The organism is Mesorhizobium sp. M0518, assembly GCF_040321125.1.
Taxonomy (GTDB): Bacteria; Pseudomonadota; Alphaproteobacteria; order Rhizobiales; family Rhizobiaceae; genus Mesorhizobium.
This window is the reverse complement of sequence record NZ_JAMYQY010000019.1, coordinates 1-21,457: the sequence shown is the minus strand read 5'-3', so window position 1 is coordinate 21,457 and position 21,457 is coordinate 1. Positions and strand designations below refer to the sequence as shown.

The 21,457-nt window shown below is 62.0% G+C and carries 22 protein-coding genes; 11 read left to right on the top strand and 11 right to left on the bottom strand.

What is annotated here, in order from left to right; genetic code table 11:
• Positions 1-35 precede the first annotated feature (35 nt).
• Both NKI66_RS24360 and coaD read right to left on the bottom strand, forming a co-directional pair.
• Positions 36-530 (bottom strand): peptidylprolyl isomerase, encoded by a 495-nt coding sequence (locus NKI66_RS24360; protein WP_245273275.1) that lies wholly within the window; start codon positions 528-530, stop codon positions 36-38.
• Between the two features lie 109 nt (positions 531-639).
• On the bottom strand, positions 640-1,140 hold the full coding sequence (gene coaD / locus NKI66_RS24355) for a pantetheine-phosphate adenylyltransferase (RefSeq protein WP_023812993.1): 501 nt from the start codon (positions 1,138-1,140) through the stop codon (positions 640-642).
• A 322-nt stretch (positions 1,141-1,462) separates the two neighbouring features.
• Here coaD and NKI66_RS24350 point away from each other — a divergent pair, with 322 nt between their 5' ends.
• Complete coding sequence (locus tag NKI66_RS24350; protein ID WP_023812994.1) at positions 1,463-1,615, top strand: hypothetical protein; 153 nt, start codon at positions 1,463-1,465, stop codon at positions 1,613-1,615.
• A 68-nt stretch (positions 1,616-1,683) separates the two neighbouring features.
• Here the strand turns inward: NKI66_RS24350 and gyrA are convergent, their stop codons facing one another.
• Positions 1,684-4,485, bottom strand: coding sequence for a DNA gyrase subunit A (gene gyrA / locus NKI66_RS24345; RefSeq protein ID WP_023812995.1), 2,802 nt, complete (start codon positions 4,483-4,485; stop codon positions 1,684-1,686).
• Positions 4,486-4,738: 253 nt separating this feature from the next.
• Positions 4,739-5,581 carry a helix-turn-helix transcriptional regulator gene (locus NKI66_RS24340; protein ID WP_023812996.1) on the bottom strand — a complete coding sequence of 281 codons (843 nt, stop codon included), beginning with the start codon at positions 5,579-5,581 and terminating at the stop codon, positions 4,739-4,741.
• A gap of 85 nt (positions 5,582-5,666) precedes the next feature.
• Between NKI66_RS24340 and NKI66_RS24335 the strand changes: the two genes are divergently transcribed.
• Positions 5,667-6,197 carry a hypothetical protein gene (locus NKI66_RS24335; protein WP_023812997.1) on the top strand — a complete coding sequence of 177 codons (531 nt, stop codon included), beginning with the start codon at positions 5,667-5,669 and terminating at the stop codon, positions 6,195-6,197.
• Between the two features lie 146 nt (positions 6,198-6,343).
• The gene (locus NKI66_RS24330) at positions 6,344-6,973 is read left to right on the top strand and encodes a MarC family protein (protein WP_023670949.1); all 630 of its coding nucleotides are present in this window, start codon (positions 6,344-6,346) and stop codon (positions 6,971-6,973) included.
• A 27-nt stretch (positions 6,974-7,000) separates the two neighbouring features.
• Here the strand turns inward: NKI66_RS24330 and NKI66_RS24325 are convergent, their stop codons facing one another.
• Positions 7,001-7,426, bottom strand: coding sequence for an OsmC family protein (locus tag NKI66_RS24325; protein ID WP_023812998.1), 426 nt, complete (start codon positions 7,424-7,426; stop codon positions 7,001-7,003).
• 117 nt (positions 7,427-7,543) lie between these two features.
• Positions 7,544-8,065: a single-stranded DNA-binding protein gene (locus NKI66_RS24320; protein ID WP_023812999.1), complete on the bottom strand. Its 522-nt coding sequence runs from the start codon at positions 8,063-8,065 to the stop codon at positions 7,544-7,546.
• A 226-nt stretch (positions 8,066-8,291) separates the two neighbouring features.
• On the opposite strand from NKI66_RS24320, the gene NKI66_RS24315 reads away from it, so the two are divergent.
• The 8 genes from NKI66_RS24315 to NKI66_RS24280 all read left to right on the top strand — a co-directional run bounded on the left by NKI66_RS24315 (position 8,292) and on the right by NKI66_RS24280 (position 16,366).
• Positions 8,292-8,606: an ArsR/SmtB family transcription factor gene (locus tag NKI66_RS24315; RefSeq protein WP_013531836.1), complete on the top strand. Its 315-nt coding sequence runs from the start codon at positions 8,292-8,294 to the stop codon at positions 8,604-8,606.
• The gene (locus NKI66_RS24310) at positions 8,603-9,094 is read left to right on the top strand and encodes an SRPBCC family protein (protein ID WP_023813000.1); all 492 of its coding nucleotides are present in this window, start codon (positions 8,603-8,605) and stop codon (positions 9,092-9,094) included. The genes NKI66_RS24315 and NKI66_RS24310 overlap by 4 nt, the downstream gene beginning before the upstream one ends.
• Before the next feature lie 23 nt (positions 9,095-9,117).
• Positions 9,118-9,723 carry an ATP-dependent Clp protease proteolytic subunit gene (locus NKI66_RS24305; protein ID WP_128303589.1) on the top strand — a complete coding sequence of 202 codons (606 nt, stop codon included), beginning with the start codon at positions 9,118-9,120 and terminating at the stop codon, positions 9,721-9,723.
• Positions 9,724-9,811: 88 nt separating this feature from the next.
• Positions 9,812-10,108, top strand: a complete 297-nt coding sequence (locus NKI66_RS24300; protein WP_128303588.1) for a hypothetical protein — start codon at positions 9,812-9,814, stop codon at positions 10,106-10,108.
• Positions 10,109-10,828: 720 nt separating this feature from the next.
• Positions 10,829-13,750 carry an excinuclease ABC subunit UvrA gene (gene uvrA / locus NKI66_RS24295; protein ID WP_023813002.1) on the top strand — a complete coding sequence of 974 codons (2,922 nt, stop codon included), beginning with the start codon at positions 10,829-10,831 and terminating at the stop codon, positions 13,748-13,750.
• 31 nt (positions 13,751-13,781) lie between these two features.
• Positions 13,782-14,252 carry a GNAT family N-acetyltransferase gene (locus NKI66_RS24290; RefSeq protein WP_023813003.1) on the top strand — a complete coding sequence of 157 codons (471 nt, stop codon included), beginning with the start codon at positions 13,782-13,784 and terminating at the stop codon, positions 14,250-14,252.
• A 25-nt stretch (positions 14,253-14,277) separates the two neighbouring features.
• A complete protein-coding gene (locus NKI66_RS24285) occupies positions 14,278-15,099 on the top strand; it encodes a DUF72 domain-containing protein (protein ID WP_023813004.1) in 822 nt (273 codons plus the stop codon).
• 115 nt (positions 15,100-15,214) lie between these two features.
• Positions 15,215-16,366, top strand: coding sequence for a GGDEF domain-containing protein (locus NKI66_RS24280; RefSeq protein WP_023813005.1), 1,152 nt, complete (start codon positions 15,215-15,217; stop codon positions 16,364-16,366).
• A 144-nt stretch (positions 16,367-16,510) separates the two neighbouring features.
• Here NKI66_RS24280 and NKI66_RS24275 read toward each other — a convergent pair whose 3' ends face one another.
• The 5 genes from NKI66_RS24275 to urtB all read right to left on the bottom strand — a co-directional run bounded on the left by NKI66_RS24275 (position 16,511) and on the right by urtB (position 21,319).
• Entirely contained in the window at positions 16,511-16,687 is a 177-nt protein-coding gene (locus NKI66_RS24275; RefSeq protein WP_023759335.1) for a hypothetical protein, read from the bottom strand.
• A gap of 268 nt (positions 16,688-16,955) precedes the next feature.
• Positions 16,956-17,651 (bottom strand): urea ABC transporter ATP-binding subunit UrtE, encoded by a 696-nt coding sequence (gene urtE, locus NKI66_RS24270; RefSeq protein WP_023813006.1) that lies wholly within the window; start codon positions 17,649-17,651, stop codon positions 16,956-16,958.
• Between the two features lie 69 nt (positions 17,652-17,720).
• Positions 17,721-18,467 carry an urea ABC transporter ATP-binding protein UrtD gene (gene urtD / locus NKI66_RS24265; RefSeq protein WP_023813007.1) on the bottom strand — a complete coding sequence of 249 codons (747 nt, stop codon included), beginning with the start codon at positions 18,465-18,467 and terminating at the stop codon, positions 17,721-17,723.
• Between the two features lie 6 nt (positions 18,468-18,473).
• Positions 18,474-19,706 (bottom strand): urea ABC transporter permease subunit UrtC, encoded by a 1,233-nt coding sequence (gene urtC / locus NKI66_RS24260; RefSeq protein ID WP_023813008.1) that lies wholly within the window; start codon positions 19,704-19,706, stop codon positions 18,474-18,476.
• Complete coding sequence (urtB, locus tag NKI66_RS24255) at positions 19,703-21,319, bottom strand: urea ABC transporter permease subunit UrtB (protein WP_023813009.1); 1,617 nt, start codon at positions 21,317-21,319, stop codon at positions 19,703-19,705. Before urtB ends, urtC begins: the two co-directional genes overlap by 4 nt.
• Positions 21,320-21,457: the final 138 nt, after the last annotated feature.

Below are 21,457 nucleotides of genomic sequence, written 5' to 3'. Positions count from 1 at the left end.
TATCCTTTTTCAGAAAAACAGAGTTATTCGACAATTTACTTGTCGGCGGCGATGCGCACCTTGATCATCCGGTCGGGATCGGTGACCGTGCCGTTGTCCGCCTGGTCGCCCTTCTTGATGTGATCCACCAGTTCCATGCCGCTGACGACATTGCCGACGATCGTGTACTGGCCATCGAGGGGCGGTGCCGGAGCGAACATGATGAAGAACTGCGAATTGGCCGAATTGGGGTCCTGCGAGCGGGCCATACCGACCACGCCGCGCTTATAATGTTCGGTCTGTGAGAATTCGGCGGGCAGGTCGGGCAGGTCGGAACCGCCGGTGCCAACGGCCTCGGCGCTGAAACCCTTTTTCATATTGCCGAACTTGACGTCGCCGGTCTGCGCCATGAAGCCGTCGATGACGCGGTGGAAGGCGACGTTGTCATAGGCGCCTTGGCGCACCAGCTTCTTGATCTGCTCGACATGCTTTGGCGCCAGATCGGGCCTCAGCGCAATGGTGACGTCGCCGTCCTTCAGCGTGATGATCATTGTGTTTTCCGGGTCGGCGGCGAAAGCCGAGACCGACGCAGCCACAAGACCGGCGAGCACGACAAGGAACGAGGCTAGCTTTTTCAGCTGCATGGTTTTCTCCGAAAACTTACTTCTTGAACTTGGCTGTGAGCGCGCCGGCAACCGCCGCCGGCACGAAGGGGCGAATGTCGCCGCCCATCGAGGCAATCTGGCGGACAAGTGTGGCGGTAATGGTGCGTACCGAAGGACTGGCGGGCAGAAAAACCGTCTGCAGTTCAGGCGCCATGGTCTCGTTCATGCCGGCCATCTGCATCTCATAGTCGAGGTCGGTGCCGTCGCGCAGGCCGCGGATCATGATCGAGGCGCCGTGCTTCCTGGCGGCGTCGATGACCAGCCCGTCGAAGGCGACGACCTTGATGCGGGCACCATCGCTGCCGAATTCCGTCTTCGTCGCCGTCTCGATCAGCTTCACCCGCTCCTCGAAGGAAAACAGCGGCTGCTTGCCCGGATGGATGCCGATCGCCGCATAAACGATATCGGCCACGGCCAGCGAGGCCTTCAGCACATCGAGATGGCCGTTGGTCAGCGGGTCGAAGGAGCCGGCATAGAGGGCGATGCGTTCAGTCATGGCTGGTGCTTCTAATGCATGATCCCAAAAAGTGGAAACCGGTTTTTGCGGACAAACGGTTTTTCGTTTGTCCTAGAGATCATGCTCAAATGAAAGCTAGAGCCTGTTCCATCTTCCGTCCATCAAGATGGAACAGGCTCTAGCGAGCCTCTCTCGCAAAGGCAAATCCGATCGGCGCGCCGGCCATGAACCTTTTCCGGCACATGAACGACAGATGAACACGCTGATCACGAAGCCTTCACGCAGCGTTCACTAGGTTGCACCTTAATAAGATGAAACCAAAATCCCATCTATCCGTTGTTAGGCGCAGGAGAACACGCACATGCTGATCTACATGCTCGCCACCGCAATGACCGTCGCCATGCTGATCGCCACCGTCTTTGGGCTGCATCACGAGGCACAACGCATCCGCGTCAAGGCAAACACCAAGCGCTTCGAAGGCTTCGGCCTGCGCAAGCCATATCGTCACTACTGATAAAGCCTGATTTGCTGCTGCGCCGGCCAACTGGCCGGCGTTGCCATGTCAAAACCTGGGTGCCGGACTTAGTCCGTACCCTCCGGACCGGCGTCAGGCGCCGGAGCGGCATCGGGACCGCCCTCGACCGTCTCGTCGCTTTCTTCGTCCGCTTGCGGTTCCGATATCCGCTCGACCGAAACCACCTTTTCACCTTCAGCCGTGTTGAAGATGGTCACGCCCTTGGTGGCGCGGCTGGCGAAACGGATGCCGTTGACCGGCACCCGGATGACGGTGCCGCCGTCCGACACCAGCATGATCTGGTCGTCATTGCCGACCGGGAACGTCGCCACCAGCCTGCCAATCTCGGCTGCCTTCGACACGTCGGTGGCGCGGATGCCTTTGCCGCCGCGTCCAGTCAGCCGGAAATCATAAGACGACGAACGCTTGCCGTAGCCGAACTCGGTCACCGTCAGCACGTATTGTTCGTGCGCCTTGAGCTCTTCGTATCGGCTTTCGGAAAGCTCCGTCTCCTCGCCGATCTCCTCATTGGTCAGCGCGATCTCTTCCTCTTCGCCGGCCGTTTCTGTGGCAAGACGCCGCTCCGCCGCCGCGCGCTTCAGGTAAGCGGCGCGTTCCGCCGGCGAAGCATCGACATGCTCTATCACCGACATCGAGATGATGCGGTCGGTCTCGGCCATGGTTATGCCACGCACGCCGACCGAATTGCGGCTCTGGAAGACGCGCACGTCGCCGACGGAGAAGCGTATGCACTGGCCGGAACTGGCGGTCAGCAGCACGTCGTCCTTGTCGGTGCAGGTCTCGACGCCGAGGATCTCGTCGCCTGCTTCCTCCAGCTTCATGGCGATCTTGCCATTGCGGTTGACCTGGACGAAGTCGGATAGATCGTTGCGGCGCACGGTGCCACGTGTGGTGGCGAACATCACGTAGAGTTCGCTCCAGCTGGCCTCGTCCTCGGGCAGCGGCATGATGGTGGTGATGCGCTCGCCCTGCTCCAGCGGCAGCATGTTGATCAGCGCCTTGCCGCGTGATTGCGGATTGCCGATCGGCAGCCGCCAGACCTTTTCCTTATAGACGATGCCGCGCGAGGAAAAGAACAGCACCGGTGTATGGGTGTTGGCGACGAACAGCCGGGTGACGAAATCCTCTTCCTTGGTCGACATGCCGGAGCGGCCCTTGCCGCCGCGGCGCTGCGCCCGGTAGAGCGACAGCGGCACGCGCTTGATGTAGCCGGAATGGCTCACCGTCACGACCATGTCCTCGCGCTGGATCAGATCCTCGTCTTCCATGTCCGAACCGCCGTCGGTGAGTTCGGTGCGGCGCGGCGTGCCGAACTCGTCGCGCACGGCGGCAAGCTCGTCCTTGACGATCTTCTGGACACGCGCTCGGGACGACAAAATGTCCAGATAATCAATGATTTCAGCGCCGATCGTGTTCAACTCGTCGGCGATCTCGTCGCGGCCGAGCGCGGTCAGGCGCTGCAGGCGCAGTTCGAGGATGGCGCGCGCCTGTTCCTCTGACAGATTGTAGGTGCCGTCTTCATTGATCCGATGACGCGGGTCATCGATCAGGAGGATCAGAGATTCCACGTCGCCAGAGGGCCAGCGCCGCTCCATCAACTGCTCACGCGCTGTCTGCGGATCCGGAGCGGTGCGGATCAGTTTGATGATCTCGTCGATATTGGCGACGGCGATGGCGAGACCGACCAGCACATGGGCGCGGTCGCGCGCCTTGCGCAGCAGGAATTTTGTCCGCCTTGTGATCACCTCCTCGCGGAAGGCGACGAACGCCTTCAGCATATCGGTCAGGTTCATCACTTCCGGTTTGCCGCCATTCAGTGCCACCATATTGGCGCCGAAAGAGGTCTGCAGCGGCGTGAAGCGATAGAGCTGGTTGAGGATGACGTCGGCAACGGCGTCGCGCTTCAACTCGATGACGACGCGGTAGCCCTGGCGGTCGCTCTCGTCGCGGATATCGGAAATGCCCTCGATACGCTTGTCGCGCACCAGTTCAGCCATCTTCTCGATCATCGACGATTTGTTCACCTGGTAGGGAACTTCGGTGATGATGATCGACTCGCGGTCATTGCCGCGCTGTTCGATGTTGACCTTGCCGCGCATGACGATGGAGCCACGGCCGGTCGAATAGGCGTTGTAGATGCCCGAACGGCCAAGCACGATGCCGCCGGTCGGGAAATCCGGTCCCGGAATGATCTCCATCAACGCCGGCAGGTCGATCGCCGGATTGTCGATTAGGGCAATGGCGCCGTTGCAGATTTCGCTGAGATTGTGCGGCGGGATGTTGGTCGCCATGCCGACGGCGATGCCGCCCGAGCCGTTGACCAAAAGGTTGGGAAACCGTGCCGGCAGAACCTTCGGTTCGCTGCCCGACGCGTCATAAGTGTCCTGGAAATCGACGGTATCCTTGTCGATATCCTCCAGGAGCTCGTGCGCGACCTTGGTCAGGCGCGCTTCCGTGTAGCGCATCGCCGCAGGCGGATCGCCGTCGATCGAGCCGAAATTGCCCTGCCCGTCGATCAACGGAACGCGCAGCGACCAGTCCTGTGCCATGCGCACCAAGGCATCATAGATGGAGGCGTCGCCATGCGGATGGTATTTACCCATCACGTCGGCGACAGGACGCGCCGACTTCACATATTTGCGGTTCCAGTGGTAACCGCTCTCATGGGCGGCGAAGAGAATGCGGCGATGCACCGGCTTGAGGCCGTCGCGCACGTCCGGCAGCGCACGGCTGACGATGACGCTCATGGCGTAATCGAGATAGGAGCGCTGCATCTCCTCGACGATGGATATCGGCTCGATGCCGGTGGGGCCGCCGTCGGCGCCGCGCGGTGTCTTCTGGTCGGTCAAATCGGATCACAATCTAATCAGGAATCACTTGGTGCTTATATAGGAAGCAAGGCTGAAACTCCAACATTCCCAGCACTTTTCCAGTGTCATTTTTGGTGGTAATTTCAAATGGATACCACTGATTGCGACGATATGGCCAAGGCGGTTTCGCCGCCATCGACGCAAAAGCCTGCAATGGACGTTTTCCCCGAGCAAAAGCCACGAGCGCGATGGATTGGACCCTGTGGCTGCCCTTGCGAGCACCTGAGCCGATTCACGAGACGCGAAGGCCCATAGCGCCACGGCGGGCGCGATACTTACCGGGCGTTTCGCCCATGACACGACGAAACCGGCGGTTGAAGGTCGACAGGTCGTTGAAGCCGGCCCCGAAGGCGATCGCCGAGACCGCATCATCCGACATCTGCAGCCGCACCGCTGCCCTGTGCAGCCGCGTCTTGAGCAAGAACTGATAGGGCGTCATGCCCGCGACCTGCCGGAAGATGCGCAGGAAATGGTAAGGACTGGTCGCAGTCTCATCCGCAAGCGCTGAAAGCGAGACCGGCCCGTCGGCATCCAACTCTATCCGCCGCACCGCTTCGGCCACCCGTTTCTGATCGCGGCGGCTCGGCGCGCGCCTGACATGCGTGGCTCCGGTGGCAATCGTCGCGGCGGCACCGGCCATGCGCAGGGAAAGTTCCTCGAAGGCATCCATGTCAGCAGTCTCGCGCGCGGCTTCCGCCTCGGCCAGCAGTGGCGCCAGCACCGGCAAAGGCGGCAGGCGCGGCGTGGCGAAGGCCAGCTTCCTGGCGCCCGGCACGCCGGCCACGACCCGCTCCATGTAAGACGGTCCGAAATGAAACGACAGGCAACGGTCGCCGCCGCCATGCTCATGCCCGCATTCGTAGCATGTGCCGGGATTGCCGAGCAGGAGCGCGCCGGGCGCCAGCATCGCCGTGCCTTGTTGCGCACGGTAGCGGAACGTGCCGCTGGTGACGGCAGCCACGCAGAAATCCTGATGTGCTTCCTCGAACGGCCGGTCGCCGGCACCGGCCGTGCAGATGACATCCGTCACGTGCCAGCCAGGTCCGGAGGCGAGAATATGTGTGGTCGCTGTCATGGCCGAAATATAGCAATTTTTCCCAAGCCCAGAACCCCTTCACCGCCTACCCTTCCCGGTCTCCTGACAAGAAGAGGCCACAACCATGTTCGATCAATCCTCGTTTGCCGAAGCCCTGCATAGCCCCGGACCGATCGAAGGGCTTGCCGAAAAACTGAGCCTTTACGGCCGCTTCGTCGGCGCCTGGACTTTCAACGCCTCGCGCCATCTCGAGGACGGTACGGTGCTGACCGGGCGTGGCGAGGTGCATTTCGGCTGGGTGCTGGAAGGCCGGGCGATTCAGGACGTGTGGATCCTGCCCGCGCGGGACACTGGTTCCCAGCCTTCGCTCGGCAAATGGACTTTTTATGGCACGACGCTGCGCGTCTATGATCCCGGCGCGGATGCCTGGCACATCTTCTGGAGCGATCCGCGCAACCAGTATTACAGCCGCCAGCTCGGTCGCGCCGAGGGCGACACGATCATGCAAGTGGGCGCCGACGGCACCGGCAGTTCAGTACGCTGGAGCTTTTCACGCATCACCGAAAACTCCTTCCGATGGCTGGGCGAACGCTCGCAAGACAATGGCGCGACATGGCGGCTGGAAGTCGAGTTCCTGGCGCGCCGAGAGGTTTGATCGCCGAGGAATGCAGCAGCAGCCCAGAATAAAAGCGTCGCGATCCTTTGCGCCGGCATCAACCACTTTCCCGCTGACAGTTCCCACCGACCGGGCTTTGCTCTACCAATATTCTGTCCGGGCACGGCCCGGCGGGAGGGTCAGAGATGCCGAGTTTCGACAGCCTGTTCAACGCCTTCGTCACCATTCTCGTGACCATCGATCCGCCTGGCCTGGCGCCGCTGTTCCTGGCCGTAACGCGCGGCATGAACCGCGAGGAGCGCCAGCAGGTTTCCGTCCGTGCCTCGATCATCGGCTTCCTGGTGATGGCGTTGTTTGCAGTTGCCGGCGCATCGATCCTGTCGGTGTTCGGCATAACGTTGCCGGCCTTCCGCGTCGCCGGCGGTTTCCTGCTGTTCTTCATCGCCTTCGAGATGGTGTTCGAGCGCCGGCAGGACCGTAAGGAGAAGATCGGCGACGTCGCCATCACCAAGGACATGATCCACAACATCGCCGCCTTCCCGCTGGCGATCCCGCTGATCGCCGGCCCCGGCGCGATTTCGGCGACGGTGCTGCTTTCCGGTTCATTTCAGGGATTTGCCGCGCAGGCAGCCCTGGTCGGCATCATCTTCGTCTGCCTCGCCATCACCTATCTGGTGTTCGTGCTGTCGGAACGCATCGACCGCATCCTCGGCCAGACTGGTCGTTCGATCCTGACCCGGCTGCTTGGCGTCATCCTGGCGGCACTGGCCGTGCAATTCGTGGCCGACGGCATCAAGGCGCTGATGGCGGGGTAACGCGACGAGCTGCCGCCGAAGCCGGCCCTATTTCACCGTCGTGTCGATCACTTCGAAATCGTGGGTAATCGTCGCGGTCTTGGCCAGCATCGCAGACGCCGAGCAATATTTTTCGATCGAAAGGTCGATCGCGCGTTTCACCTTGTCGCTGGAGAGTGCCCTGCCCTTGACGACGAAATGCATATGGATGCGTGTAAAAACCCTGGGCTCGGTTTCGGCCCGGTCGGAGTCGAGTTCGACGACGCAGTCCTCGACCGCCTCGCGGCCTTTTTCGAGGATATGCACGACATCATAGGCCGAACAGCCACCGGTGCCGATCAGCACCAGCTCCATCGGGCTTGGACCCGGCGTCTTGCCTTCCGATCCGTGCGCTGTTCCGAGCACGACCTTGTGACCGCTGCCGGATTCCCCGACGAAGGTGCGCTCCTCGACCCACTTTACGCGTGCTTTCACCGAACTCGTCCTTTCACCGTATTTCCTTGATCGGCCCGGTCAGCCTCAATCACGATGCAAAACCCCGAAAGTCCATGAATGACTCTCGGGGCACTGTGTCTGACATAACTGTTGCGATCAGAACGGGATTTCGTCATCCAATTCGCGCGACGAACCGCCACCGCCGCCGCTCTTGGTACCGCCGCCGCCGCGATTGAAGCCTTCGCTCGGGCTGGACTGACCGAAATCGGAACCACGGCTGCTGCCGCCACCGGTATAGCCGCCGACCTGACCGCCCTCGCCCTGTCCGCGTGCGTCGAGCATCTGCAGCTCACCGCGGAATTTCTGCAGCACGACTTCCGTCGTGTACTTGTCGGCACCGGTCTGGTCCTGCCATTTGCGCGTCTGCAACTGGCCCTCGACATAGACCTTCATGCCCTTCTTCAGATACTGCTCCGCCACCTTGGCGATGCCCTCATTGAAGATGACGACGTTGTGCCACTCGGTTTTTTCCTTGCGTTCGCCGGAATTCTTGTCGCGCCAGCTTTCCGATGTGGCGATGCGGATGTTGACGACCGGTTCACCCGAATTCAGGCGACGGATTTCGGGATCCGCGCCGAGATTGCCGACCAGAATGACCTTGTTGACGCTACCCGCCATGATATTTCTCCGCGCTCATCCGAAACAAATTTTTGTCGCAGCACCTTACAGGCTGCAGGCGATCGCCGCTTGCCATGGCTGCCTTTACCCACAAGGTTTTTGTTCCCTTTTCGTTCTTATCCGCATCGCTGCTTATTGTCAAGGAATGGCAGCAATGCCGAAGCCGCTCATATGGGTTTGAAAAGACCGCTTGCCAAATCAATAAGTATTCACTTATGCTTTTGGCATGATCGAAGCAGAGATTTTCCGGGCACTGGCCGACCCGACGCGCCGCGCCGTCTTTGAGCGGCTGGCCGCCGGCGAGATGAGCGTGTCGGAATTGCGCACCGGGATGACGGTGTCGCAGCCCGCGGTGTCGCAGCATCTGGCGGTGCTGCGTGGGGCCGGGCTGGTGGTCGAGCGGCGAGCCGGCCGCAACGCCTATTACCGCGCCGATCCGCAGGGGCTCGCCCCCTTGCTCTCCTGGATCGAACGCTACCGGACCTTCTGGCCGGAGCGCATCGAAAGGCTGAAGGCGGTTTTGAAGGACATGGATCAATGAAGAAGGCGGGATCAACGACCAACGCGGGCCAAAGCGACGCCGCGGATGCGCTCGAGTTCGAGTACGAGCTTGCCGAGCCGCCGGAAAAGGTCTGGCGGGCCCTGACCGTACCGGAATTGCTCGCCGCCTGGATGATGCCGAACGACATCAGACCCGAGATGGGCAACCGTTTTGCCTTCGCCGGAACGGGCGCGTCGATCGAATGCGAAATCCTCGACGCCGATCCCGAGAAGCTGCTGCGCTATTCCTGGCGGGAGCAGCCGGGCGACGCAGCCAGGCAGGATCCGCTCGACAGCACCGTCACCTTCACACTTGCCCGAACCGTTTCCGGCGGCACGCATCTGCGTGTCGTCCATGACGGCTTTGCCCGCAAGGCCATGCCTGCCGTCGCCATGGCAGGCGCCGGCTGCCGGCTTTCGCTCGATGCAAACAGGTCACCTAAGCCAATCGCCGCAAACACGCCTCGCCTCCTGCTGCGCGCGGCCTGAAAACAAACAGACGGAGAGAGACAATGAGCGGTGTTGCCAATCTGGTTCCGATGGTGATCGAGCAATCGAGCCGCGGCGAACGCGCCTTCGACATCTTTTCACGACTGCTGCGCGAGCGCATCGTCTTCATCAACGGTGAGATCAACGACGACATCTCGGCGTTGGTCTGCGCGCAGCTTCTGTCGCTGGAATCGGACAATCCCGACAAGGAGATCTCGCTCTACATCAACTCGCCGGGCGGCGTGGTCACCAGCGGCTTCGCCATCTACGACACAATGCAATACATCAGCTGCCCGGTGTCGACCGTATGCATGGGGTTTGCCGCATCGATGGGCTCGTTCCTGCTGATGGCAGGCGCACCGGGGCGCCGGATCTCGCTGCCGAACGCCACCATCCTGCTGCATCAGCCGCTGGGCGGGTTCCAGGGCCAGGCCTCCGACATCCAGCGCCATGCCGAGCGCATCGGCCGGACGAAACGGCACATGGCCGAACTCTACGCGCAGCATTGCGGCCGCAGCTATGAAGAGGTCGAGCGCACGCTGGACCGCGACCACTTCATGACCGCCCGCGAGGCCCAGGCATGGGGCATCGTCGACCATGTTTTCGACACGCGAAAAAAGGCGGCGTGAGCCAGGGCCGGATCGGAGTCCGTCCGGCTGTCGAAGATTTGACGATGCCGGTCTGGTTCCATCGGCGGCGCGCCACTATAGTCTTGGGATGACCGACACTCATCAGTCCAGATCATTGCACCGCGTCATCGCCGTTGTAGCGCTCGCCATTGCGGGCCTCATCAGCGGCGCGGCACTTGCCGAAGACAGTTCGCCGTCAACGCAAAAAGGCGCCCTGCCCGGCGTAACCGGTGACTACCGCATCGCCAAGCCGGCTCCGGAGCCCGACGACGCGTTTCCCGGCAACGGCAACGGCCAGTTCAAGATCGGCGATACGGATGTCAGGATTTCCGGCAGCATCACCGTCGATGTCGGCGCCGGCTCGATCGGGCCGCCGCGCCACTGACAGTCTGTCGGCGCGTGCTGCGTTGCGCCTGTCGCCAACAGACAATCCGCACATGAAAACGGCCCCGCCGTGCTTTGCGCAAACGGACGGGGCCTTTTTGGATCTCAAATCCAATCTCTACCGGGAGTGTACTGCCGGCATTTGATTTCGGATGCAACGCGGCGTTCAACCGACGATCCGACTAACAGTCTCTGATTTTTACGGGGATATGGCAGGTCACGGTTTGTCGGGTGGCGAAAACGCTAAACCCTGGCACTTATGCCTGCCGCCGCTCCAGTAACAACTGGAACCCTATGGGACGATCCGGTGGCGTCATAGCTCCGCTCCTTTGTCCATTGCGACGTTGTCGTCACGAAGCACAAATCGCAAATGCCTGCGGCGTCTCGCAGGCCGCCTTTGGGCGGCGAGGCCATCGAAAGACGGCCGTCTTCGTTGACTGCTGGAGACTGCTCCCGTCAGCTGGTGGCGTCAACCATCAATAGCCGGTTACCGAAAAATGTGATCGCCGGAAGGTTACGTGCAGGTCAGCTTTTGCACAGCTTTGTCAGGAGCGTGTTCGGCCTTTGTTCTTTCCGCTTGCCCGTTCACGCGAAAGACGGTTAAACGCTTTGGTCGGGAATTGTGGCGTCTCTCGACGTGGCGGCAAAACTACCTACATAGGGGATGGCCGGGAAAACCCGCCATTCCAGGAAATTCCAGATTCTGAGGCGGCGACCGGCTATGGCCGACCATAAATATCTTTCCATTCGCGGGGCGCGCGAACACAATCTGAAGAATGTCGATCTCGACTTGCCGCGTGACAGCCTGATTGTCATGACCGGCCTGTCGGGGTCCGGCAAGTCATCGCTTGCCTTCGACACGATCTATGCCGAAGGCCAGCGCCGCTACGTCGAAAGCCTGTCGGCCTACGCGCGGCAATTCCTTGAGATGATGCAGAAGCCTGACGTCGACCAGATCGACGGCCTGTCGCCCGCCATCTCCATCGAGCAGAAGACCACCTCGAAGAACCCGCGTTCGACCGTCGGCACCGTCACCGAGATCTACGACTATATGCGGCTGCTTTTTGCGCGCGTCGGCATCCCCTATTCGCCGGCCACCGGCCTGCCGATCGAGAGCCAGACGGTTTCGCAGATGGTCGACCGCGTGCTGGCGGTCGAGGAAGGCACGCGGCTGTTCATCCTGGCGCCGATGGTGCGCGGCCGCAAAGGCGAATACCGCAAGGAATTGCTGGAGTTGCAAAAAAAGGGCTTTCAGCGCGTCAAGGTCGATGGCGTCTTCTACGAAATCGCCGACGTGCCGGCGCTGGACAAGAAGTACAAGCATGACCTCGACGTCGTCGTCGACCGCATCGTCGTGCGCGGCGATCTGGCGACGCGGCTTGCCGATTCCATCGAGACCGCCCTGAAGCTGGCCGATGGGCTGGCGGTCGCCGAATTCGCCGACAAGCCGCTCGATGCCAGCCAGACCGGCGAGGATTCGGTCAACAAGTCGAAGAACGAGACGCATGAGCGCATCCTGTTCTCGGAAAAGTTCGCTTGCCCGGTCTCCGGCTTCACCATTCCGGAAATCGAACCGCGGCTGTTCTCGTTCAACAACCCGTTCGGCGCCTGCCCGACCTGCGACGGTCTCGGCAGCCAGCGCGCCATCGACGGCAATCTGATCGTGCCGGACGAGAACATCTCGCTGCGCGACGGCGCCGTCAGCCCGTGGGCGAAGTCGACCTCGCCCTATTACGCGCAGACGCTGGAAGCGCTGGGCAAGGCTTATGGCTTCAAGCTTGGCGACAAGTTCAAGGATTTGTCCGAAGAGGCCAAGGAAGCCATCCTGCACGGCACGGGCGAGCGCGAAATCACCTTCCAGTATGATGACGGCCTGCGCTCCTACAAGACCACCAAGACCTTTGAAGGCGTCATTCCCAATCTCGAGCGGCGCTGGAAAGAGACCGAATCCGCCTGGATGCGCGAAGAAATCGAGCGCTTCATGTCGGCGACGCCCTGCCCGGTCTGCAAGGGCTATCGGCTGAAGCCCGAGTCGCTGGCGGTGAAAATCGCCGGCAAGCACATCGGCGAAGTCACCGAGCTTTCCATCCGCAAGGCCGACCAGTGGTTCACCGACCTGCCAGCGTCGCTCAACGACAAGCAGAACGAGATCGCGGTGCGGGTCTTGAAGGAGATCCGCGAGCGGCTGCGCTTCCTCAACGATGTCGGGCTCGACTATCTGACGCTGTCGCGCAATTCCGGCACGCTGTCGGGCGGCGAGAGCCAGCGCATCCGGCTGGCGTCGCAGATCGGCTCGGGTCTTACCGGTGTGCTCTATGTGCTGGACGAGCCATCGATCGGCCTGCACCAGCGCGACAATGCCCGTCTGCTCGATACGCTGAAGCATCTGCGCGACATCGGCAACACGGTGATCGTCGTCGAGCATGACGAGGATGCCATCCTGCATGCCGACTATGTCGTCGACATGGGCCCGGCCGCCGGAATCCATGGTGGCGAGATCATCGCCCAGGGCACGCCGCAGCAGGTCATGGCCAATCCCAATTCGATCACCGGCAAATACCTGTCCGGTGCGCTCGAAGTGGCGACGCCTGGTGTCAGGCGCGAGGCGAAGAAGAACCGCCGCCTGAAAATCGTCGGCGCGCGCGGCAACAATTTGAAGAACGTCACCGCAGAAATCCCGCTCGGCACCTTCACCGCCGTGACCGGCGTGTCGGGCGGCGGCAAGTCGACCTTCCTCATCGAGACGCTGTTCAAGGCCGCGTCGCGCCGCATCATGGGCTCGCGCGAACATCCGGCCGAACACGACCGCATCGAGGGTCTCGAATTCCTCGACAAGGTCATCGACATCGACCAGTCGCCGATCGGCAGGACACCGCGTTCGAACCCCGCCACCTATACCGGCGCCTTCACGCCGATCCGCGACTGGTTCGCTGGGCTGCCCGAAGCCAAGGCGCGCGGCTACCAGCCGGGACGCTTCTCCTTCAACGTGAAGGGCGGCCGCTGCGAGGCCTGCCAGGGCGACGGCGTCATCAAGATCGAGATGCACTTTTTGCCCGACGTCTACGTCACCTGCGACGTCTGTCACGGCAAGCGCTACAACAGAGAGACCCTCGACGTCGTGTTCAAGGGCAAGTCGATCGCCGACGTGCTCGACATGACGGTCGAGGAAGGCGTCGACTTCTTCGCCGCCGTGCCCGGCGTGCGCGACAAGCTCGAAACGCTGAAGCAGGTCGGCCTCGGCTACATCCACATCGGCCAGCAGGCGACGACGCTGTCCGGCGGCGAGGCGCAGCGCATCAAGCTCGCCAAGGAACTGTCGCGCAAGGCAACTGGCAAGACGCTCTATATCCTCGACGAGCCGACCACCGGGCTGCATTTCCACGACGTCGCCAAGCTGTTGGAAGTGCTGCATGAACTGGTCGACCAGGGCAACACGGTGGTGGTCATCGAGCACAATCTCGAAGTGATCAAGACCGCCGACTGGGTGCTCGACCTCGGCCCCGAAGGCGGCGACGGCGGCGGCGAACTGGTTGCCTCCGGCACGCCGGAAGCAATCGTGCGCGAGAAGCGCAGCTACACCGGCCAGTTCCTCAAGGAGCTTCTGGAGCGGCGCCCCGGAGGCAAGCGCGAAGCGGCGGAGTGATCGGACCGGTTGGCGCCTGGAGAGCTTTTGAATGAAAATCAGAAGAGCGCTTGCCGGTGATCTCCAAACTGTCGTCTCGCTGACGGAAGCGGCCTATGCGCCTTACACTGCACTGTTAGGCGCACCGCCGATCCCAGTCACCGAAGACTATACGCCGCGCATCGCGCGCGGCGAGGTGTGGGTGTTGGAAAGCGGCAGCGAAATTGCCGGAGTACTCACACTGGAACGGCACGACGATCACGCGATGATCTTCTCCGTCGCGGTCTCTCCTGACTTTCAGGGCAAAGGCTTCGGTATTGCGTTGCTCAAACACGCGGACGAACAGACGCGGCTGTGGCGCTTGCCCGAGGTGCGGCTTTACACCAACGCCAGGATGGAGCGGAACATCGCGCTCTATCTGGCCTACGGTTTCCACGAAACGGGTCGCCGGCCCAATCCCTACCGGCCGGGATGGGTGCTCGTCGACATGGCAAAAGTCGTCGATGAGACCACCGCGGCCTGATTTTTTCAGCACTGGGAGGATGACAATGAGCACATCGGGAACAATCCGCGCCGGCATGGGCGGCTGGACCTTCGAGCCCTGGGATACGTCCTTCTATCCCGACAAGCTTCCCAAGGCCAAGCAGCTGAACTACGCCACTCGCCAGGTGCCGAGCATCGAGGTCAACGGCACTTACTATTCCAGCTTCAAGGAGCCGACCTTCGTTAAATGGGCCAACGAGGCGCCGGACGGTTTCGTGTACTCGCTAAAGGGCAACCGCTTCGTCACCAACCGGCGCGTGCTCGGCGAGGCCGGCGAATCGATGATGCGCTTCCTCGGCTCGGGTGTTGCCGCGCTCGGTGAAAAGCTCGGGCCGATCCTGTGGCAGTTCGCGCCGACCAAGAAATTCGATCCGGACGATTTCGAAGCCTTTTTGAAACTGCTGCCGGAAAAGCAGGACGGCGTTGGGCTGCGCCATGCGCTCGAAGTCCGCAACGACAGTTTTGTCGTGCCGGAATTCGCAGCACTTGCCCGAAAATACAAGGCCGCGATCGTTTACGCCGACCATGCCAAATATCCCGACATCGCCGATGTCACCGGTGATTTCGTCTACGCCCGGCTGCAGACCGGCAGCGATGACAATCCCGACTGCTACACGCCGAAAGGCCTCGATGAATGGGCCGCGCGGGTAAAGATTTGGGCGCAAGGCAAGCAGCCGGCCGACCTGCGGCGCGCCGACCCCGCCACCGATGCGCCGGTCAAGCCGCGCGACGTGTTCGTCTACTTCATCACCGAGGGCAAGGTGCGCGCGCCGTTCGGCGCCATGGCACTGATGAAGCGAGTGGACCAGGGTCAGCCGGTGCCCTGACGCAGCGGAATCATGGCATCTTCGCTACCGTCGTAACCTTATCGATACCTCCTTGCTGCATGAATCCAGCCGAACCAGTCGCAGATTTGGGCCGCCGCGGGCAAGGACGAGGGGCATGTCGCTCGACTACACTTCACTTCTGCTGGCTGTCGGTTTTTCCGCTGCCTGCCTGAGCCTGACATTGTTTGGCATGTGGCTGACCGCTCGCTCGGAGAAATTCCTGCTGACATGGGCGATCAGTCTGGTGTTCGTGGTCGGCGATATTTTTGTCTATGACGCCTATATCGATATGCCCGGGCGCCTGCTCGGCATCGCCACGCTGGCTTTCCTCCTGCTCGGTTTCTCGACAATGCTGGGCGCGGCCTACCAGTTCAGAACCGGCGGCTCGCCAGTGCCGCGAACGGTGCTTGGCAGCGCCATTTCGCTGGCCGTGACGTTGCCTCCGATGGCTCTAGGCTATGACGGGCTGGGCTTCATGTTCGAAAATGCCTTCGCCGCCTTGCTTCTGTTCGCAACGGCGGTCGAATACTGGAAAGGCCGCGACGAAGCCCCTGCCCTGACGATCGGTATCACCGCGCTCTATTCCGCCACGGCCGCATCCTTCGCTCTCTGCGCCATGGTTCTAGCCTTGGATGGAAAGCTGGTCCTTGGACATGCGCCAAGCAACTGGGCCGAGGAACTGAGCCTCATCATCGTCATCGCCAGCATGACCGGGATCGGGGCGCTTTCCCTGGCCCTGAACCAGGGACGTCTGGCCCGGCATCACCGCCACAATGCCCTGACCGACCCGCTGACCGGCCTGCTCAACCGCCGCGCCCTGTTCGACCTGCACGGCGATGCGCCGGTCGGCGCCTTCACGGCGGTGGTCGTCTTCGATCTCGACAACTTCAAGGCCGTCAACGACGAATTCGGCCACGCCGCCGGCGATGAGGTGCTGAAGGTGTTCGCACGGGAACTCGCCGGCAATCTCCGCCCGGGCGACGTCGCCGCGCGCATGGGCGGCGAGGAATTCGCGCTGGTGCTGAAGCGGACCTTGCCCGAAACGGTGGAGGCCACCGCCGAGGCCATACGGACAGCTTTTGCCGCGCACCGCATCGAAACCGAGACAGGCTCGCTGATATGCACGGTCAGTGCCGGATTTGCTTTCGGCACCAAGGAAGGTCTCGGCTTCGACAAGGTGCTCAATACCGCCGACAAGGCGCTCTACGACGCCAAGCGCGGTGGCCGCAACCGCGTCACCGCCTCTCCGTTCAGGCGCGCAGGCTGATCGCGCATCTGTGGCAGCCACGATCACGATGAGCTGTGCGACTTCCAGAGCATTTCACCGTTTCAAGGAAACGGCGAGCTGCTCTAACCCGTTGTCTGATGCAATTATCCAGGGAAAGCGCTTCGCACTTTTCCCAGAATTGCTCTACGCCGCCATCACGATTTCATTGAATGCATCCAGGTCGACATAGAAGACCTTGGTGATCTCCTCGATCAGGTCGTCATGGCCGTAGCCTTGGGACTTCAAGATGTTGATGGCAGTGATGATATCGACGCGCTCGGTAAGCCGCCGCTTCTGGTAGTCCTCGACGTAACGTTCCATGGCTGTCCCTTAGCCTGTGTGCCCAAACGCGTTGAACGACAAAGATCGCAGGAGAGAAGCTAGGAAGCCTTGCTTGCGTGAGACTTGCCGGTGATAGCCGCGGCCTCGATCTGCGATAAACCAGACTGGTACGGAAGCGGCCGACTCACAAAAGCCTAGGAAAAGACTAGCACGCAGTTGCCGATGCACCAGAGACGCTGATGCAGGGCCGGAGAAATATTGGATTTGGCAAGGACTTCGGATCGTCAACTGAAGTGCGGCGGCGATTCTACACCGTCAGGAACTTCCGGACATCGGCACGGTCCAGATCTTCCGCCGGACCGGTATGGACGATCACGCCCCGGTCCATGATGTTGACCTCGTCGGCGAGTTCGCGGCAGAAATCGAGATATTGTTCGACCAAAAGCACGGCGATGCCGGCTTGGTCGCGCAGGTAGCGGATGGCGCGGCCGATGTCCTTGATGATCGACGGCTGGATGCCTTCGGTCGGCTCGTCGAGCACCAGCAGCTTCGGCCGCATCACCAATGCCCTCCCGATGGCGAGCTGCTGCTGCTGGCCCCCGGAAAGATCGCCACCGCGACGGCCGAGCATCTGCTTCAGCACCGGGAACAATTCGAAGACATGTGCAGGAATGTTGCGGTCGGCCCGTTTCAGCGGCGCGAAGCCTGATTCCAGGTTCTCCCGCACGGTGAGCAGCGGAAAGACCTCCCTGCCCTGCGGTACGAATGCGATGCCCGACCGGGCGCGGTCATACGCCGCGCTCCGGTCGAGCGCCTTCCCCTCGAAGGCAACGCTTCCGCTCGTCAGCCGGTGATGGCCGACGATCGATCTCATCAAACTGGTCTTGCCGACGCCATTGCGGCCGAGCACGCAGGTGATCTTGCCGGCGCCCGCCTTCAGCGACACGCCGCGCAGCGCCTGGGCGGCGCCGTAGTGCAGCGTGGCATTGGAAACTTCGAGCATGTCAGCGCCTTTTCCAGAACCGCAGAAACGACAAATCGAAGTGATGGAACTGCACCCGCCAAACCATGCTCATCTCCCCAGATAGACTTCGACGACACGCTCGTCGGCCGACACAAAATCGAGTGTGCCCTCACTCAGCACCGAGCCCTCATGCAGGCAGGTGACCTTGACGCCGAGCTCGCGCACGAAATGCATGTCGTGCTCGACGACGATGACCGAATGGTCGCGGGCAATATCCTTGAGCAGCCGCGCGGTTTCCTCGGTCTCGGCATCGGTCATGCCGGCGACCGGTTCGTCGACCAGAAGCAGTTTCGGGTCCTGCGCCAAGAGCATGCCGATCTCGAGCCACTGCTTTTGCCCATGGCTCAGATTGGCCGCCAGTTCGTCACGCTTGTCGCCAAGCCGGATGATGCCGAGGATGTCATCGATCTGCCGCGTCTCGGCGGCCGAGCGGCGATGGAACAGCGCCGGGAAGATCGAGCGCGGCCCCTTCAGCGCCAGCATCAGGTTTTCCTCGATCGTGTGGCTTTCGAACACGGTCGGCTTCTGAAACTTGCGGCCGATGCCCATCATGGCGATCTCGGCCTCATCATGCTTGGTCAGATCGACCTGGCCGTCGAAGAACACGTCGCCTTCGTCGGGCCGCGTCTTGCCGGTGACGATGTCCATCATCGTCGTCTTGCCGGCGCCGTTGGGGCCGATGATGGCGCGCATCTCACCCTTGTCGAGCACCAGCGACAGATTGTTGATGGCGCGAAAGCCGTCGAAGGAGACCGAAACTCCGTCGAGATAAAGGATCGTGTTCGACTTTGACATGGTCGCTCACTCCGCCGGCTGCGGTTCGGGGTTGCTGGCGGACCAGTCGCCGGGCTTTCTCGCCTCGCTGCGAACGATTTTCGCCGGCGGCGGGACGTCGGCATCGGTGCCGGCTTCCTCGGCAATCGAAGCTGCCCGCAACGCCCTGGCGTTGCCGCGCCAGCTGTCCCACATGCCGATGATGCCCTTGGGCAGCAAGAGCGTGACGGCGACGAACAGCCCACCCAAGGCAAACAGCCAGAATTCCGGCAGCACGCCGGTGAACCAGGATTTGCCGGCATTGACCAGCAACGCACCGATGATCGGTCCGACAATGGTGCCGCGCCCGCCGACGGCGGCCCACACAACGACCTCGATCGAATTGGCCGGCTCGAATTCACCCGGATTGATGATGCCGACCTGCGGCACGTAGAGCGCGCCGGCTATGCCGGCCATGACGGCCGAGACGGTGAAGGCGAACAGTTTTACGTTCTCCGCCCGCCAGCCGAGGAAGCGCGTGCGGCTCTCGGCATCGCGCACAGCCATCAAGAGCTTGCCGTATTTGGAGCCGACGATCGCCCAGGTGACGAAGACGGCTAGCGCGAGCATCACGGCGCTGGCGGCAAACAGCGCCGAGCGCGTCGCGTCGGCCTGCACGTTGAAGCCCAGAATATCTTTGAAATCGGTCAGGCCGTTGTTGCCGCCGAACCCCATGTCGTTGCGAAAAAAGGCAAGCAGCAGCGCGTACGTCATCGCCTGGGTGATGATCGAGAGATAAACGCCGGTGACGCGGCTGCGGAAGGCGAACCAGCCAAAGACGAAAGCGAGCAGGCCGGGCACCGCGAGCACCATGAGGCCGGCGAACCAGAAATGGTCGAAACCGTACCAGAACCAGGGCAATTCCTTGTAGTTCAGGAACACCATGAAGTCGGGCAAGATGGGATTGCCGTAGACGCCGCGTGAGCCGATCTGGCGCATCAGATACATGCCCATCGCATAGCCGCCGAGCGCGAAGAAGGCGCCGTGGCCAAGCGAAAGGATGCCGCAATAGCCCCAGACAAGATCGAGCGCCAAGGCGAGCAGTGCATAACAGAGATATTTGCCGGTCAGCGCGACAATGTAGGATGGGATGTAGAAGGCGCTGGCAGGAGACACCGCAAGGTTGAGCAGCGGCACGATGACGGCCACCGCCAGCAGGATGAAGATCGTGATGGCGATGCGGCGGTCCGCGCCGGCGGCAAAGAAGCGTCCCGTGATCATGCTTCCACCGCCCTGCCCTTGAGCGCGAACAGGCCGCGCGGGCGCTTCTGTATGAACAGGATGATCAGCACCAGCACGACGATCTTGCCGAGCACCGCGCCCGCATAGGGCTCGAGGAACTTGTTGACGATGCCAAGCGAGAAGGCGCCGACCAGCGTGCCCCACAGATTGCCGACGCCGCCGAAGACGACGACCATGAAGCTGTCGATGATGTAGCCGCGACCGAGATTGGGCGAGACATTGTCGATCTGGCTGAGCGCGACACCGGCAATGCCTGCAATGCCGGAGCCGAGCGCGAAAGTCAGCGCGTCTACCCATGGCGTCCTGATGCCCATCGAGGCGGCCATGCGCCGGTTGGCGGTGACGGCGCGCATCTGAAGGCCCCAGGGCGTGCGCTTCATCACGTAGAGCAGGATGCCGAAGACAGCGAGCGCGAAAACCAGGATCCACAGCCGGTTCCAGGTGATCGCCAACTGTCCGACATTGAACGAGCCCGACATCCACGAGGGGTTGCCCACCTCCTGGTTGGTCGGCCCGAAGATCGAACGCACGGCCTGTTGCAGGATCAGCGAGACGCCCCAAGTCGCAAGCAGTGTTTCCAGCGGCCGCCCGTAGAGAAAGCGGATGACGCCGCGCTCGATGATCAGGCCGACCAGAGCCGAGACGAGGAAAGCCAGCGGCAGCGCAATAACCAGCGACCAGTCGAACAGGCCGGGAAAGGAGGTGCGGATCACCTGCTGGACGACGAAGGTCGTGTAGGCGCCGAGCATGACCATCTCGCCGTGCGCCATGTTGATAACGCCCATGACGCCGAAGGTGATGGCAAGGCCGATCGCCGCCAGCAGCAGCACCGAGCCCAGCGAAATGCCGTACCAGATGTTCTGGCCGGCATCCCAGAAGGCCAGCGTCGAATTGATGTTGGCGATTGCGGTCGTCGCCGCTTGCTTGACCGCGTCGGTGGATTTCGCCTCGACCGAGGTGAGCAGGGAAACCGCATCGCGGTCGCCACGCGCGCCGATCAGGGCAATTGCAGCGAGCTTGTCGGCTTCAGGCCGGTCGGAGACCAGAACGGAGGCGGCACGAGCCTGTTCGAGCAGCGCCTTGACGCTGGCCACGGTCTCACTGGCGATTGCCGTGTCGAGCGGTCCGATGTTTGCGGCGTCGGGCGTCTTGAACATGGTGTCGGCGGCGGCGATGCGCACGGCCGGATCCTTGGCGCAAAGCGTCAGCGTGCCCAACGCATCGCGGATGACGCGACGCAGCGTGTTGTTGACCTTGATCTTGGTGATGTCGTCCTTGGCCGCCTCGCCCGATGCCTCGCCGCTCAACGGGTCGGAAAGCTGGACGCTTTCGCCCGCTTCCTTGCCGACAAACACCAGGGAATCGGCCTTGCGGACATAGAGGTTGCCGTCGGCCAGTGCCGCAAGCGGCCGCTCCACCGCCGGATCGCCGGCAGCAGCCAGTTCGTGGACGACGGCTCCGATCTCGGAAAAGCCCTTGGCCGCGGCGAATTTGGCGATGATGCCGCGCAGATCGGCTTCGCCGGCGCCGGAGGACGACAGTGTCGCCAGCAGGAACAACAGCATCAAACCAATCGTACGAAACAGGTTCATCGGTCTCTGGTAACCCTTGAAGGTTGAAGTGGGCGTGGGGGGCGCGGGCGCGAGAGCGGCGGGCCGGGCGGGCGGCGCGCGGAGGGGGGGGCAGGGGTCCAGGATCTAAATGTCGAACCCACCCCGGAGGCGCGAGCG